We start from the raw sequence: 14,165 nt of genomic DNA on the forward strand, positions 1-14,165 counted from the left end.
TAAAGGGGAAAAGGTAGGGGGAAAAGATGAGTCAAGGAATTGAAACGAGAATCAATCAATGTAATCAAAAATTACGAATTATATTTGAAGAACAAAATGAAAACCGAATCGCGCTGCAAAATCAAGAACGAGCTGAGGCTAGTTTTCATGAATGGAAAAATAGAAGTAATCGTTTATTTAACCGAATACTAGAAACTTGGCACGGCGACAAAGAAGTGTTTCACCTTTTTACGAATATGCGGCAAGAAATCGGACAGTATGAAAGAAAACTTACATTCGAATTAGAAAATGAAAAAGAGACGTTGCTTAAAGAAAAACGGCATCTCAGTGAGAAAGAAAACGACCTTTCCTATGAACAGCAGCAACTACAAAGGGAGGCCAATACATGAGTTTAAACATGTATTTGGGAGAAGTACAAAGTCAAACTCAAAGTATGAACGCTATATGTAATGCTACGATTCAAAGTATGGAACAAGTCATTCAATCTATTGATGCCTTTGCGATAGACACAGTATTACAAGGACAAACATACAGTAGTGCAAAATCCTACCTTGTCCAAACATTTCGGCCATTAGCGCAAGGAATTATATGCTTATGTGAAGAATTAATTCGCCAAAACGAAGCATTTCCAAATGAGTTCCAAGCGAAAGTTGCTTCGACAGATGTGATTGAACAAGAAATAAGAGAACAAATAAGGGGAATTAATCAATCGATTACAAGTATAGAAGCAATAGAAGTACTTACACCAATGCCCGGAGTAGGTGCAATTGTAACGGTATTAGGTACAATGAGAAAAAAACTGGAAGAAAAACTAGAGCATTTATATGAATTCAATCATTCATCCAGCAACAACTACAGCACCGCTCTCCAATTAGCAGCTAGCATCACAGCCGGACTCGCTGAAGTGCAAAGTGGGAAAGGATTTAGTCCTGTGAGTGGTACGTTTAGTACACAAGGGTTGAATATGGATTGGGTGAGTTCGATTCAGGGGATTATAGAAGAAACAGCTCGAAAAAACGAGATGAAAGAAATTACTTTGCAAAAACAAGAAATGAACTTACAAGAGCAGGAAGACAATAGATCATGGCATGAAAAAACAGCCCTTTATGCGCAATCATTTTTGCATGGAGTTATCGAATTTTTTCAAGGTGCTGGTGATGCAGCACTAGAAAACTTTGTTGGACTACAACCGCATGAGAATGATAAATTAGAAAGTAAGACAACTTACCAAGCTGGAAGGTTGGCTGGAAATGTTATATCAATAGCCGGGTCCATTGTAGAAATATTTGAAGGTATTTCGCTCATAGGCGGATCTAATTTCTTAACTATCGTCGCAGAAGTAGGAACTGGTGGGTTAGCATCACCAATTGTTATTCCATTAGATATAGCAGCAACAGCTGCTGGGGCTAGTCTTTTTGCACATGGTGGATTTGTTTGGAATAAATCGATTCAAAATGCTAAGGATACTATTCAAAAAATCCAGTCTTCTGGTGGAGGTAAGGGTGCGAGTAATCGAATACCTTCTTATGGAAAAGATTCTGTACCTAAAGGCCCATACCGTGAAGTAAATGGTTATCCAATAAAAGTGAAAGCAGGAGCTCAAGAAAAGCATATTCCTGATACACCGAACTATAAACAAGAATTAGCAAATGGAAAAAATAAGAGCATTTTCTATGGCGATAATAAAATAGCGCAAGAATTGCTTGATAAGTTCGCCGGGAAAGGTGAACTATTAAAAAACGGTAGAGAAAGAGTAGACTTTGGTGAGCCAATAGGAAAATATTATGACCGCAATACTGGTGAATACTATGAGACTACTAAAGGGTTGATCCATTATGGAAAAGATGGCGCTCATATAGTACCATCAAGACCATAAAAATCATAAGAAAAGAGGATGCAAATGGGGTACGATTCTTTAATTGGAACATTAATAAATTATGAACATAGTGACATGATACTAGAATGGAAAAGTGGATTGAGGATTATTGGAGAACTAGATACAGTTTTTGAAACAGACAATGGACTAGATGAGGATGATATAAATTATACAGAATATGATGCAGCTGTATTTAGAGTAAATAATATTTTATCTCGACCTAATACAAACGAAGGTACTGTATATAATTGGCTAAAACAAGAAAAAAGTTCATTGGTTGAAATTTCTCTCTATGATGATCCGCCAAGTGCAGTGTTTTTAACTGACGGAAAAAGAGTATGGGAAAGAGAAATGTGTAAATAATAGGTGGCATTTAAACTGTTACCTTATTAGTCAAATTAGATCTAGTTAATTTTGATATATGGTTTTTAAAGGAATCAGAACAGGCTACTAACATATACTCTGGTATGAAGAAAAGATATCCTAATCGTAAGCTGATTCCTTTTGCTAAAAGAGTTGATAATGATGATACTGCATGTTTTGAAATCGGCAAAGGAAGTAAAGTTCAACTTATTCATGATTTTGCTTCTGAAGGCTTTGAACAAAGAAAAGATAAGCATCCTATTATTTTAGAAGTTAATACTGAAAAAGCTAGAGAAGAAGGCGTTAAATTTTATTTAGGAAATGAAAAAGTTTGGTTAGCAGATGAGATTCCTAGTGAGTTTATCGCAATTAATAAGAATTAATTGAATCTATTCTACTAGATTATGACGGCAGGAAAAATTTTTTCTTTAAGATATATATTTGAATGAACCACGTTATCTGTCTTAAAATAAACAAATAAATGGCGAGTTACTTATGGAAAATAATCAACAAGAGAGACTTCACATTTGAGGTCTCTTTTGTTGATTTCAATTGAAAATTATTATTTGAGCGAATGCACTTTCGTACCTTGCATTTCACAGGCACATAGGCTTTAATTGATGCTATATAGTATGTTTTTCAATGTCAAAAAACATTAGAAAAACAGGGCAATATTATTAAATAGCCGGGTCCATTGTAGAAATGTTTGAAGCTATTTCGCTCATAGGCGGATCTAATTTCTTAACTATCGTCGCAGAAGTAGGAACTGGTGGGTTAGCATCACCAATTGTTATTCCATTAGATATAGCAGCAACAGCTGCTGGGGCTAGTCTTTTTGCACATGGTGGATTTGTATGGGATAAATCGATTCAAAATACTAAGGATACTATTCAAAAAATCCAGTCTTCTGGTGGGGGTAAGGGTACAGGTGTTGATGGTCAGGGAGCCAGTGTAGCAGGGAACATTGGAAAAAATGATAAACTAGCAAGTCAAGGGCATGTTGATGCTGGCGTTTCAGGTGCTCCAAAAGTTGATGCAGGAAAACAGGGTAAACATGTTCCTGGTCATGGGAATAATGTCTCAACCAAATCGCAGTGGGGAGCAGGGAAAAATGGAGTAGTAGAGACACAAGAAGCATGGGTGAAAGGAACACCAGTAAAGCCAGACGGAAGTGTTAGAGTGCATGATTTTGGAAAGCCAATAGGTCCAAATGGAGAAACGAGGGTAAAGGTTCATATGGATGGTAAAGGAAATATACATGGGTACCCTGTACAATAAAGGAGAATAATTATGAGTGATGAGATACTAAAAGTTGTTAATAAATTATATAAACAAGGTGATTTCCAATATGTTTTGGGGAAATTTGTTGATAAACATTTTTGGGATGGAGAAATTAATAAAATATCAAATATAAACGTTGATAATATTACTGATTTTAGTTATTCAACATGTTTTTCTTACATTCTTCTACCACTAGATGTGAAATTTCGTTTTGGTAGTGTAGAATTCAGTGAGTACGTTCGGAAGCAATCAGAAATTAATTGTGTAATGCTAATGATTTCGGCAATCGCGCCATATGCAGTGGTTAAATATTTAAGATATAGATATACTAATGGTACAATCGAGCTAGTTGAAGAGTCCTCGCCATACAATGATGAATCTAAGAAAATAGGAAGTAGTATTTTAAAATTATTAGATAGTAACGGAATAAAGAATCTTGATAAAGAAACGTTAAGTATTGAAGTGGAGGATGTTTCGTTAGAGTTAAAGGAAACAGGTGTTACTATATATAATTGTCTATTTGAAGATGAGTATTAAAAAAGAGGCATTAATAATTGTGCAGAACTTAAAGGGATACAAATAATAGAGGTAGATTAGTAGTTATTAAGAAGTGATTACAGTTCGAAAATGTAGCCTCATTGAAAAGAGAGGCCCTCGTTAGTAAACGGTTATAACTTACCCTATGGGGTGAATTTTCCCTGTGGGGTGTGCTTGTGGGAGTTTAAGAGGGTGGAGGTAAGGGAGCCAGTGTTGCCGAGGATATTAAGATACAATATTTATAGGAGGATAAAATGAATAGTAATTATGAATTTATTGAAGATAAAGAGAAAAATGATGAAATGAGGTTAAATATGGTAATCCACATGGTCCAACGGCAGATTCTTCATTTAATAAGTATGGTTCATGGGAAAAAGTGATCGAAAAGTCAATGAGTGCAAACCCAGGAATGGACGCATGTTGTGGTTTATATAATAAATATTATCATTTATATAGAATCGGGAGTAAGTAATAATTTATTGTATGGTTAAAAATGACAATCTAGTAATTTATACTACTTGGGAAGGTGTGCAAGAATGAATGACACTAAAATAAATATTATTTATGAAGACTTTGATAAAGATAACATAATTATTTTTTTTGAAAAAAAAGGAAGAAACATGTGCCTTACTTTTGGATTATATGAGTTTGAAAATGAGATGGAGTATTGGGATATGCCAACTATATTAAAAAAATATAATGGAAAAATGGGATTTATTTTTGATAAAAATATTAATAGAATTGATCTAGAAATGGAAATAGCTCGATTTATAAAACATAATGATTTAAATAAACTAGACTTTTAATGTGTTTTTAGGAAAAAAATAAGGTAACTATTCAGCTGCCAAATTGATTTAGTTATTTAATATTTTTATTTACATCCGACAATAATTATACAAATCGGGATGTCTGTTTGATGAAGCGTAATAGATATGATGTTTTATTTTTAGGGAAAAGAGACTCTGAGATTACAACTCATAGTGATTAGTTGATAAATATAAATACCTGGAATGGGCATAAAACTAACGAACTCGTACAAACTCGTAAGGTTTAACGTAGTAATTGTCATAACATACAAAAGGTGTCATGACAACTACTACAAAACTTACAAATTTAATACTACTTAAAAACATATGAACTTAAAGCACTTGATTGTCTATGAAAGACAACAAGTGCTTTTTATTTTAAGATTACAACATAGGGTACGGGTGAAACTGTAAAAACAAAATTACATGTGAGTGAAAAATCTTTGGATCATGCAAACATTGGTGACTTTACTAGAAACCCTAAAACCGGAGAGATTTCAAAAATGAAGGGTGGTGGGCATGGTCAAGCATGGTTTCCTGAAAATTGGTCTAAGGGAGATATAAGGGAAGCTGGAGAATATGTGACAAATATGCCTGAATACAAGGATATTGCGGATGGTGTAACGATATTTGGCGATTATAATGGTGTTAGGATAGGGATAATCAAAACTAATGGAGAGATAGGAACTATTTTTCCTGATAATATGTTACAACCATAATTTTTACAGGGAGGTTTTAATTAATGTTTGAGGAAAAAGTAAGGATTGTCTTAGGGTTGCGAGCATTACTTGATGATAATGATCCAAGAATTGAGCAGAAATGGGAAGAACTTATAGCCTTACTGAGTGAAAGCGAAAACTTAACTTTGAATTTTTTACAAATATGTACAAAAAAGGAGCTCTTATTATTAAGTGAGGTTTTCGAAGAAGTTGCTTATAATTTGCAAAGTAAAAAGTATATTGAAATACTATACTCGTTAGATCAAAGATATCCAGACCTAAATTTTAAAAAACATATACAAATTGCTGGGAGCTACATGGACTAAAATTAGGTGATTAATATCATTGAATTCCACAACTCATAAGAAAAACAGTGTAGGAGATAAGAAAGTGTATACAGTTGAATTAATCATAATAAGCGGATTTGACTGTAGTTATACTACATTGTTTATTGGTGGATAGTATAAATTAATTGCCTTTTAGCCAATAAAATAGAAAGGTGAGATTATTATGAATGTTTTAGAAGGATTTTTGCAGGCAGAAATTAATACACAGGAATTATATGAAGATATAATGTCTTTTATAACTTCATATCATATCAGATGTGGAGAATTTGAAGGAAATGAATATATAATAAAAAAAATGGATCAAACCAATTTTATTTTATTTCTGGAATATATAGATGCAGATGGTGAAAGAGAAATACACCGAGCGATATCAGTTTATAGAAACAATTTCATCAAAGAGATTAATGAATGTGCTCAGGTTAAAGGAATACAAGTAATTGATGTAAATTAGTAGTTACTAAGAAATGATTACAGTTCGAAAACGTAGTCTCATTGAAAAGAGTAACCTTCTTTAGTAAACTTTCATGAGTGTACCCCATAGGGGGAATTTCCGAATAAAACTATTTAACTAATTAAAAGACAGAAAAAATAATAGGGTGTTTGAAAATATATACTCCATGATGGTTGTACTATCATGGAGTACTGTGTGCAATGATAAAATAGAAAAAGAAGTACGAGCATAAGCGAGATGACATTTTATTGGGCGATGAATATAAACACATGGAATGATACTGAACTAACGAACTCGTAAGTTTTAAGGTAGTGGTTTCCATGGCATGTAAAGGTGTCATAATATTGCTACAAAACTTATAAATTTATGCTACTTAAAAACAGATGAACTTAAAGCACTTGTCGCCTATGGGCAACAAGTGCTTTTTATTTTAAGATTACGAGGTACGGGTAATGGTTTACCTTCGTATGAAAAGAAGTCCGTACCTATAGGAACATACAAAGAAGTACATGGATTTCCAGTTAAAGTATAGCCGGGTGCTCAAGAGAAACATATTCCTAATACGCCAAATTTCAAACAAGAATTAGCAAATGGAAAAAATAAGAGCATTTTCTATGGTGATAATAAAATAGCACAAGAATTACTTGATAAGTTTGCAGGAAAAGGAACCACTGTTACCAAAAATAAAGAAAGAGTAGACTTTGGTAAAACAATTGGAAAATACTATGATCGTGATACTGGTGAATACCTTGAAACTACTAGAGGAATGATTCATTATGGAAAAGACGGAGCACATATAGTACCTTCAGAACCACTAAAGAAGTAATAAGAGGGGGATATACATGAAATATGATCCTTTAATAAAAACGTTAAAAGAGTATAAAGATAGAGACTTGATAATAGAGTGGGAAAGTGGATTAAAAATTATTGGTGAACCAGACACACTTTTTGAAACAGACAATGGGTTAGATGACGATGATGTGAATTATACCGAATACTATGCCGTTACATTTCAAGTGAATGATATTTTAGCGCATCCTACTAGGGAAGAAAATAGTTTATATAATTGGTTAATACAAAAGAAAGGCTCGTTAGTTGAAATTTCTCTCTTTGATGATCCACCTAGTTCAGTATTTTTAACTGACGGCAAAAGAGTATGGGAAAGAGAAGTATGTAAATAATAGGTGGTATTTAAACTGAGACCTTGATTGGCATATATGCTTTTCAAGGTTTTTCTATGTTTTTAAAACCTGTAAAGGGTGTTCATCAGTGGTACGAAATTGGTTACAAGAAAAAGATGAGAGTATGAGTGTACTTAGGATATCTAATAAGAAATCAATGCCGGATTTGTGAAAAAACAATGAGAAGAACTATATTATAGATTCTTATATTCCAGGTGAGGGTATTGTTTCGAGGAGATTGATCAAATTGGCGGAAGTAATAAAAAAGGTGGTCGAATAGATGGAGAATTAATTTTGGAAGTCCCTGTACAAACAAAGCTAGTTCCACAAAAAAATATTGAAGAGGCGAATGAGAAAGGGATTATTATTCGTGATATTAATGGGAAGGTGTATAATTAATGGAAATTTATTATTGTGATAAGTGGTCTAATATAAAGAAGAAGCCTTGGAATATTATTGATGAGAATGCAGCCAAGATACTTCATGGAAATCGACATTCTTATACTGCTGTTCTCAATGATGGAGAGCAGCCAAAGTATTTAGTAAATGTCACTGATAAATGGGTATCGGTAAGTTTTTTGGATGATTTTCTTCGTAAATATTTACACTACGATTTTATTGTTAAAGAAGATAATAGAATATTCCTAAGGACAATAATGTATTGGGAATATGACGGGGATACACAGTTAAAAAGTATGATTTTGGGGTATCAAGAAAATGGTCATATTGCTATGGAGCAAAAAGATTCTAAAACTGGTGAAGTAGAAGAACGAGAGATAAAAGATGATGTATCTAGAAATTGGGATATATTCCCCGAGTTTGGCCAATACTTATATTTGTGCAAAGAGGAGAGGTAACTCTTTTGAATATAAACATGAAACTAATGAACTCGTGATTTTTGAGCCTCAAGGTAATTACCTTAAGGTTTTTTTATTGCTCTCAAATAAATATTTCCTTTATTCGAAATCTATAGATATGTTATTATTTTTGTATAAATTGGAAATTGGAAAGTAAATGTTAAACTGTACTGCAAGATAATAAACCTGATAGTAGTGGAAATGTGAAAACATTTAGGATAGATGTAAAGGGAAATATTATTGGAGAATGGCCATAATTTAGAAGCTAGGAGGAATCAAATAGAATGAGAAATCAATTATGTATAGAAGAAAAATGTAAAAGGGGAATAGAGTATCATAAAGAGTTTATTGAAGAAAATAGAGAAGAGATTAAAAGTTTAGAAGAAGATGAAAAAAATGGTATTCAAAGATATCCTAATGATAACAAAAGTATTATATTAGAAAATTATTTGTCGAATTTTATACATGAGATGAACGATATTAGGGCCATGTATTCTTTAGGAGAAGACATAAGTACAATGGAAGCATATTTTTATAATGCATTGGATGATTTAGAGCAAACAGGTACTAACAATGTTGGATATATATATATGCTATGGATGATTTCCTTAGGAATTCTATTAGAAACGGATAAAAAGAATATAGAAAGATTAAAAAAGATAGTTGATAAAAAAAATATGAACGACGCAGTAATTGATTTTCTCTTATGTGCTAGTGATATCGGATACACAAACATAACGAATAGATATTATAAAGACAATCCATATGCAAAAACGAGAGAGATTATAGAACTTGCACAAACAGATAAAAAAGAAGCGTCTAAAAGATTACAAACGTATATGGAGAAAGAATGGTTTAAAGGCCATTATGATTATGAGTGGAAAAACGCGCATAAAGAACCTGGATATGTAGGATATTGGAGCTTTGAAACGGCAGCGCTTGTGAAAATTTTGGAACTTGATGATACAAGTTTAAAAGATAATAATCATTATCCATATGATTTGGCACATTATAAAAATGAAATAAAATTTAAGTATATAGACTTAAGTGAATATCACTATGAAGATGAGACAGAAGAAATAGAGGAAATAGTAGAAGGAATTGAACATAATCCTGCATTGGAAAATATTATTCCGCCAAAATGGCATTCATTGGTCGATGAATTAATACATGATTATGAGAATATGGACGATAGTAGTTTTTATGAAAAATACAAAAAAACAATAGGAATAGGTCAAGTGTGGTTTTTACCACAAGAATATGAAGAAGAAAATGAGCAAAAGGATCTATTAGGAAGTTTAATTGTGTTTGCCCTTACAGTAAGAGATTATATATTACAACTGGACTATAAAGAGGATTTAGAGGACTACATTGATAATCTTAAAAATTTCTGGAATGGATCAGAAATAAAGTTAATTCAATTTATATTAGAGAATGATCAAAATTATTATGCATGGGTACCGAAAGAAATAAATATCCCAAATATGTATGAAGTGAAGATAGAGGTTGTCGAAGTAGAAGAAATTCAATAACCAGTACATCAAAAACATATAGAATTCAATAAATAAAAGAGGTTATAAATAGTGGTAGTTTTGGGAATCCGACTGTCACTATTTTTGTATTTACATACGGCTATGTGATTTAAGTAGAGTGTTGAAAATTTTCCGGAAAACGAAAAATCATATAAAGAGCATAATAGTCTTGTCTTTAATACAACTTAGATGGGAAAACTGAATCATCATAGTTGGTTAAATCTTTATGGACAGGTTAATAGATAAATAATGGGTTATAACCTAATGAACTTAAATATGTAGAGGAGGACTACTAGGTGATTAATTGGAAAGAAAAGATAACAACTTTAGCTTTAGTGAAGCAAGATTTAATGAAACAAGATGTAGAGAAAATATGGCCACATCACTTTCCTGAAGTAGGAGCAAGTGAAGAGTATGTGTATGCTCTTGAACAAGAATTGGGTTATAAACTGGATTTAATATATCGAGATTTTCTACAACATGCCAATGGTTGGAAAGGTATTTATCAAACTGTGGACTTATTTAGCATTGAACAGCTGAAGAAATCAGCTATAATGGATCACGCTCAAATGTTATTAACAGTTATTGATGACGATGTTTTAAAAGAAAGTGATGTTTTAAGACAGGAGCTATTACCAATAGCGGTCGCTGAATTTGATAAGGACTTATTTGTTTTATGTTTATCAAATTCACGTAAACCAGGTGAGATAATTTGGTTTGCAGGAGAGGAAATAGACAGATTTGAGAATTTTGAAGAGTATTTCTTGGCAATGGTTGATTACAATAGAGAAGAAATATTGGCTTTAAAAGGTAATCAGCTAAAGAGAGAATTAAATTTTGAAATACCTGTATACAAAAATAGTTCCTCAAAAAAATATTGACGAGGCTAATGAACAAGGGTGTATTATTCGTGATATTAAAGGAAAGGTGTATAACATAATGGGAATTTATTATTACGATAAGTGGTCTAATCTACAAAAGAAATCGTGGAATAGAATTAATGAGAAGAAAGTAAAAACCTTTTTTAAAAATTGTGACCTACATACTACTGTTTTAAGAACTGGAGGGTAGCAGAAGAATATGTGTGAATTAATTTTGAAATGATTAAATAAAGAAATAAATGGAAGGAAGGTATAAATATAATATGAAACAGTTAATTGAAATAATAAAAACATTACCAAATTGTCGGGTTCATGGGCCTACAAGATTACCTAAATTTGATAAGGATAAGCATGTGCTTCCAAGTGATCTGAAAGAGTTTTATAGTCTTTGTGGAGGACTTGTTTTATTTGAAAATGAGGAATACGCTATTCATATTGTGGCGCCAGAGGAATTTGTTTTAGCTAATCCTATAATTATAGGAGAGTTATGTGCGGATGATATTTCATCAAATTGGTATATTATAGGTAAAGATTGTATGGATGGGTATGTAACGATGGATTTAAGTGAAGAGAGATTAGGTAGATGTTATGATAGTTTCTTCGATCGGCACGGTATAGTTGGAGAGGCACAAATTATCGCAAATTCTTTTACTGATTTACTTATAAACCTCATTAACAATCAAGGGCAATATTGGTATTGGCTAAAAAGAAATTTTAAACCACTTGGAGATGCTTATGATGAAGGAGAGAAGGTTATAGATAAACTTTGATGTGATATAAAAGAAAAACGATATTTGAAAAGGTATACATATATTGTTATGAGTTTTTGTGTGCAGTGAAATGATTACGTGAAGCTAAGGAAAAGCATTTTTATAATGAGAATATAAATAGAAGCTGCAAAATAAGGAGTAGTAGTTAATGAATAAAGAGGAATTAACAAATTTTATTAAAGAACATGAGGAAATAGACGACTTTACAGGCGGAGTAAATGAAAGTCAAATTTATGCTGTTCAATACAGGCTGAGTGTAGAATTACCAGATAGCTATAAGTGGTTTTTAAATACATATGGTTCCGGCGGGTTATTTGGTGTTGATATATTAGGGATTGGTAAGTCAAATATAACTTCAGTTGTTATTGTAACGGAGGACTATAGAGGTTTAGAAATGAGTGACAATTTAGTAGTTATTGAAGATGCTGGAGAATATGCGTATTGTTTAGATATGAGTCATATGGAAAATAATGAGTGTCCAATAATTGCCTGGAATAGACAAGGCGGACTTGATGACTATAGTACAGCAAAGAACTTTTATGAATTTTTATCAAAAAGGTTAATAGATGCAAAAGAAGTATGGGAAGAAGAGTTTTAATATTAGAAATTTTATTGGTGTTAATAACGAAGGTCTATATAAGGCAAGTTGAGGAATGCAGATTGAGTGAGGAAATTCAATAGAAGTGGAGAATATTGATTTGAAAACAATAATCAAAAATATAGGTAATAAAAATATAAAAGCTAAAGTAGAAGAACCATTAAGTCTTCATGTAGAAACTTTATTTAATTTATTATCTAATGTAAAAGATAAATTAGCAGATAGATTTTCAATACAAATTGGATGGTCTGTTTATAGTTTATATAAGTATGAAGATTATTATCAAATTATCACCCGGGATTATACTAGAAACCCTTTTATAGATACGACGGAAGATTTAACGATTGCATTATGGATACAACTAGAGCAATCGCATTGCTTACGTCGATTAAATATAGAGGGAGAATTAATAAAATTTAACGATAAGATTGTGATAGCGAAAAATGTGTTGCAACAAGAAGAGGTGTATTTACAAAGATCTAGTGGTTGTGATGAAGGTGATTCAGGTTGGTATATAGGTCCTATCAATGAAGAAGTATCAGGAGAATTGGAAATCATATACGCCTACGAATTATTAAAAATGAAACCTGCAATTATTCAAGTGCTAGCTTTACCGTATGAGTATTTAGTAGTATTTGAGAAGGACAAAATTAAAGCGATTTTAAATGAATGTGATGTTGATATTTGGAGTGAAATAGAAAATAAATGAAGTGAATATAATGGAAAAGTTTCATGGAGGATTAGAAAATGAATGTTGAAATGAAACCTGAAATTAAAGAAGTTCTGAAAAAAATTAAATTTATAGATAGATATAAAAAATTGTCTGGAAACTTTAGCTCAAATCTTAATGATTTAAATGATAGACTTGAGGGTTATGATATGGAAAAGGTAAATGAAATATTTATAAGGTTGGGATATGCAGCAACTTTTGATAAAAAGGAGAAATTTTTTAAGGTAGGTGTTCTAGATCATTCTCCAAATTATATGGTATGGTTTCATATAATTTTAGAACATGGAATGACAGTGTTTGTATGGGTTGTCTATCATAATAATGAAGTAAGACTAGGTAGTCCTTGGAGTGTTTATTCAAGGTTATTGATGAATGCAAGTGAAAGAATAAAAACACCAGTATATCGAAACTATATGGAGTTAGAGGAAATATTAAAAGAGGCATTTTTAATGTATGATGATTTTAAAAGTGAAATAAGTAATGTGTATAGTAAAACCCACAATTGAAAGTAGTAAGTAATACGATACTGTAAATTATTATACATAAGTGATTCATATACTCAAAACATTATTACTTTGTGTGAATGCAACAACCAGATGAAAAAACTAGAAAATAGGCATGTTTTTAAGAGGTATAGAAGGTAGGGATTATTAACTTTGAAAATTTATTATTGTGACGAATGGTCAGATATTAGAAAGAAACCTTGGAATATAATTGATGCATGTAAAGCATACTTGTGTCATCAAAATCACGAACCATATACGGCCGTGTTAACTGAAGGTGAAAGGATTAAGTATGTTATTAATGTTACAAAAGATTGGGTTTCAGTTGGGTTTTATGATGACTTAGTTCGTAAGTATTTAAATTATGATTTTGAAGTTATAAATGATAATAGAATTTTCTTAAGAACAGCTATGTATTGGGAATATAATGATACGAATGAAAAAGAAAAAACTAGCATGATTTTCAATTTCCGCGAAAATGGTTATACAGTAATGGAAAAGGTGGATGTGAATAGAGGATTAGTTGAGGAACGAGAGGGTGATGATAATCTTGAAAATCACTGGGATGTGTTTCCTGATTTTGGTCATTATATTCATTTGTGCAGAGAGGAAAGATAGTGAATGTATATAAGGTGTCAAATGCCCAATATGAAAATTACGTGAGTTAAGCACTTCATTGTCAACGGACGACAATAGGTGCTTTTTTTACGTGCAGTGAAGAAAAAATATAAGT

General features: G+C 31.9%; 19 protein-coding genes and 2 pseudogenes. All 21 read left to right on the forward strand.

The genetic code is table 11. The features are described 5' to 3' along the window. Window positions 1–26 precede the first annotated feature (26 nt). Entirely contained in the window at window positions 27–389 is a 363-nt protein-coding gene (locus tag QEP67_RS12610; protein WP_000077520.1) for a DUF3958 family protein, read from the forward strand. Further along, entirely contained in the window at window positions 386–1,876 is a 1,491-nt protein-coding gene (locus tag QEP67_RS12615; RefSeq protein WP_353706591.1) for a polymorphic toxin type 50 domain-containing protein, read from the forward strand. The genes QEP67_RS12610 and QEP67_RS12615 overlap by 4 nt, the downstream gene beginning before the upstream one ends. Window positions 1,877–1,900: 24 nt before the next feature. After that, entirely contained in the window at window positions 1,901–2,239 is a 339-nt protein-coding gene (locus tag QEP67_RS12620; protein ID WP_000540188.1) for a hypothetical protein, read from the forward strand. 56 nt (window positions 2,240–2,295) lie between these two features. Further along, on the forward strand, window positions 2,296–2,622 hold the full coding sequence (locus QEP67_RS12625) for an RNA 2'-phosphotransferase (RefSeq protein WP_336458635.1): 327 nt from the start codon (window positions 2,296–2,298) through the stop codon (window positions 2,620–2,622). A 298-nt stretch (window positions 2,623–2,920) separates the two neighbouring features. Beyond that, a pseudogene (locus QEP67_RS12630) lies at window positions 2,921–3,517 on the forward strand (hypothetical protein); the annotation flags it as partial. Window positions 3,518–3,529: 12 nt separating this feature from the next. Further along, the gene (locus QEP67_RS12635; protein WP_001278748.1) at window positions 3,530–4,057 is read left to right on the forward strand and encodes a hypothetical protein; all 528 of its coding nucleotides are present in this window, start codon (window positions 3,530–3,532) and stop codon (window positions 4,055–4,057) included. Between the two features lie 254 nt (window positions 4,058–4,311). Next, entirely contained in the window at window positions 4,312–4,437 is a 126-nt protein-coding gene (locus QEP67_RS12640) for a hypothetical protein (RefSeq protein ID WP_353706592.1), read from the forward strand. A gap of 156 nt (window positions 4,438–4,593) precedes the next feature. Continuing rightward, on the forward strand, window positions 4,594–4,863 hold the full coding sequence (locus tag QEP67_RS12645) for a hypothetical protein (RefSeq protein ID WP_353706593.1): 270 nt from the start codon (window positions 4,594–4,596) through the stop codon (window positions 4,861–4,863). Window positions 4,864–5,306: 443 nt separating this feature from the next. After that, window positions 5,307–5,582: an EndoU domain-containing protein gene (locus QEP67_RS12650; protein ID WP_353706594.1), complete on the forward strand. Its 276-nt coding sequence runs from the start codon at window positions 5,307–5,309 to the stop codon at window positions 5,580–5,582. Between the two features lie 23 nt (window positions 5,583–5,605). Further along, window positions 5,606–5,908 (forward strand): hypothetical protein, encoded by a 303-nt coding sequence (locus QEP67_RS12655; protein ID WP_353706595.1) that lies wholly within the window; start codon window positions 5,606–5,608, stop codon window positions 5,906–5,908. Window positions 5,909–6,092: 184 nt separating this feature from the next. After that, window positions 6,093–6,380 carry a hypothetical protein gene (locus QEP67_RS12660; protein ID WP_353706596.1) on the forward strand — a complete coding sequence of 96 codons (288 nt, stop codon included), beginning with the start codon at window positions 6,093–6,095 and terminating at the stop codon, window positions 6,378–6,380. 445 nt (window positions 6,381–6,825) lie between these two features. Then, window positions 6,826–7,206: pseudogene (locus QEP67_RS12665) on the forward strand (polymorphic toxin type 50 domain-containing protein); the annotation flags it as partial. Window positions 7,207–7,222: 16 nt separating this feature from the next. Then, window positions 7,223–7,561 carry a hypothetical protein gene (locus QEP67_RS12670; RefSeq protein ID WP_353706597.1) on the forward strand — a complete coding sequence of 113 codons (339 nt, stop codon included), beginning with the start codon at window positions 7,223–7,225 and terminating at the stop codon, window positions 7,559–7,561. A gap of 398 nt (window positions 7,562–7,959) precedes the next feature. Then, window positions 7,960–8,418, forward strand: coding sequence for a hypothetical protein (locus tag QEP67_RS12675; RefSeq protein WP_048566145.1), 459 nt, complete (start codon window positions 7,960–7,962; stop codon window positions 8,416–8,418). 284 nt (window positions 8,419–8,702) lie between these two features. Further along, window positions 8,703–9,950, forward strand: coding sequence for a PoNi-like cognate immunity protein (locus QEP67_RS12680; RefSeq protein WP_353706598.1), 1,248 nt, complete (start codon window positions 8,703–8,705; stop codon window positions 9,948–9,950). Window positions 9,951–10,246: 296 nt separating this feature from the next. Further along, complete coding sequence (locus tag QEP67_RS12685; RefSeq protein WP_000611507.1) at window positions 10,247–10,831, forward strand: SMI1/KNR4 family protein; 585 nt, start codon at window positions 10,247–10,249, stop codon at window positions 10,829–10,831. A 263-nt stretch (window positions 10,832–11,094) separates the two neighbouring features. Then, complete coding sequence (locus QEP67_RS12690; RefSeq protein WP_080482906.1) at window positions 11,095–11,601, forward strand: SMI1/KNR4 family protein; 507 nt, start codon at window positions 11,095–11,097, stop codon at window positions 11,599–11,601. Window positions 11,602–11,749: 148 nt separating this feature from the next. Beyond that, on the forward strand, window positions 11,750–12,199 hold the full coding sequence (locus QEP67_RS12695; RefSeq protein WP_353706599.1) for an SMI1/KNR4 family protein: 450 nt from the start codon (window positions 11,750–11,752) through the stop codon (window positions 12,197–12,199). Window positions 12,200–12,299: 100 nt separating this feature from the next. After that, a complete protein-coding gene (locus QEP67_RS12700) occupies window positions 12,300–12,908 on the forward strand; it encodes a hypothetical protein (protein ID WP_002108115.1) in 609 nt (202 codons plus the stop codon). A 38-nt stretch (window positions 12,909–12,946) separates the two neighbouring features. Continuing rightward, on the forward strand, window positions 12,947–13,435 hold the full coding sequence (locus tag QEP67_RS12705; protein ID WP_098486714.1) for a hypothetical protein: 489 nt from the start codon (window positions 12,947–12,949) through the stop codon (window positions 13,433–13,435). Window positions 13,436–13,585: 150 nt separating this feature from the next. Then, window positions 13,586–14,050: a hypothetical protein gene (locus QEP67_RS12710; protein WP_000708800.1), complete on the forward strand. Its 465-nt coding sequence runs from the start codon at window positions 13,586–13,588 to the stop codon at window positions 14,048–14,050. The last annotated feature ends 115 nt before the right edge of the window (window positions 14,051–14,165 follow it).

This window comes from Bacillus cereus group sp. MS39, from assembly GCF_040448665.1.
Lineage (GTDB): Bacteria > Bacillota > Bacilli > Bacillales > Bacillaceae_G > Bacillus_A > Bacillus_A wiedmannii.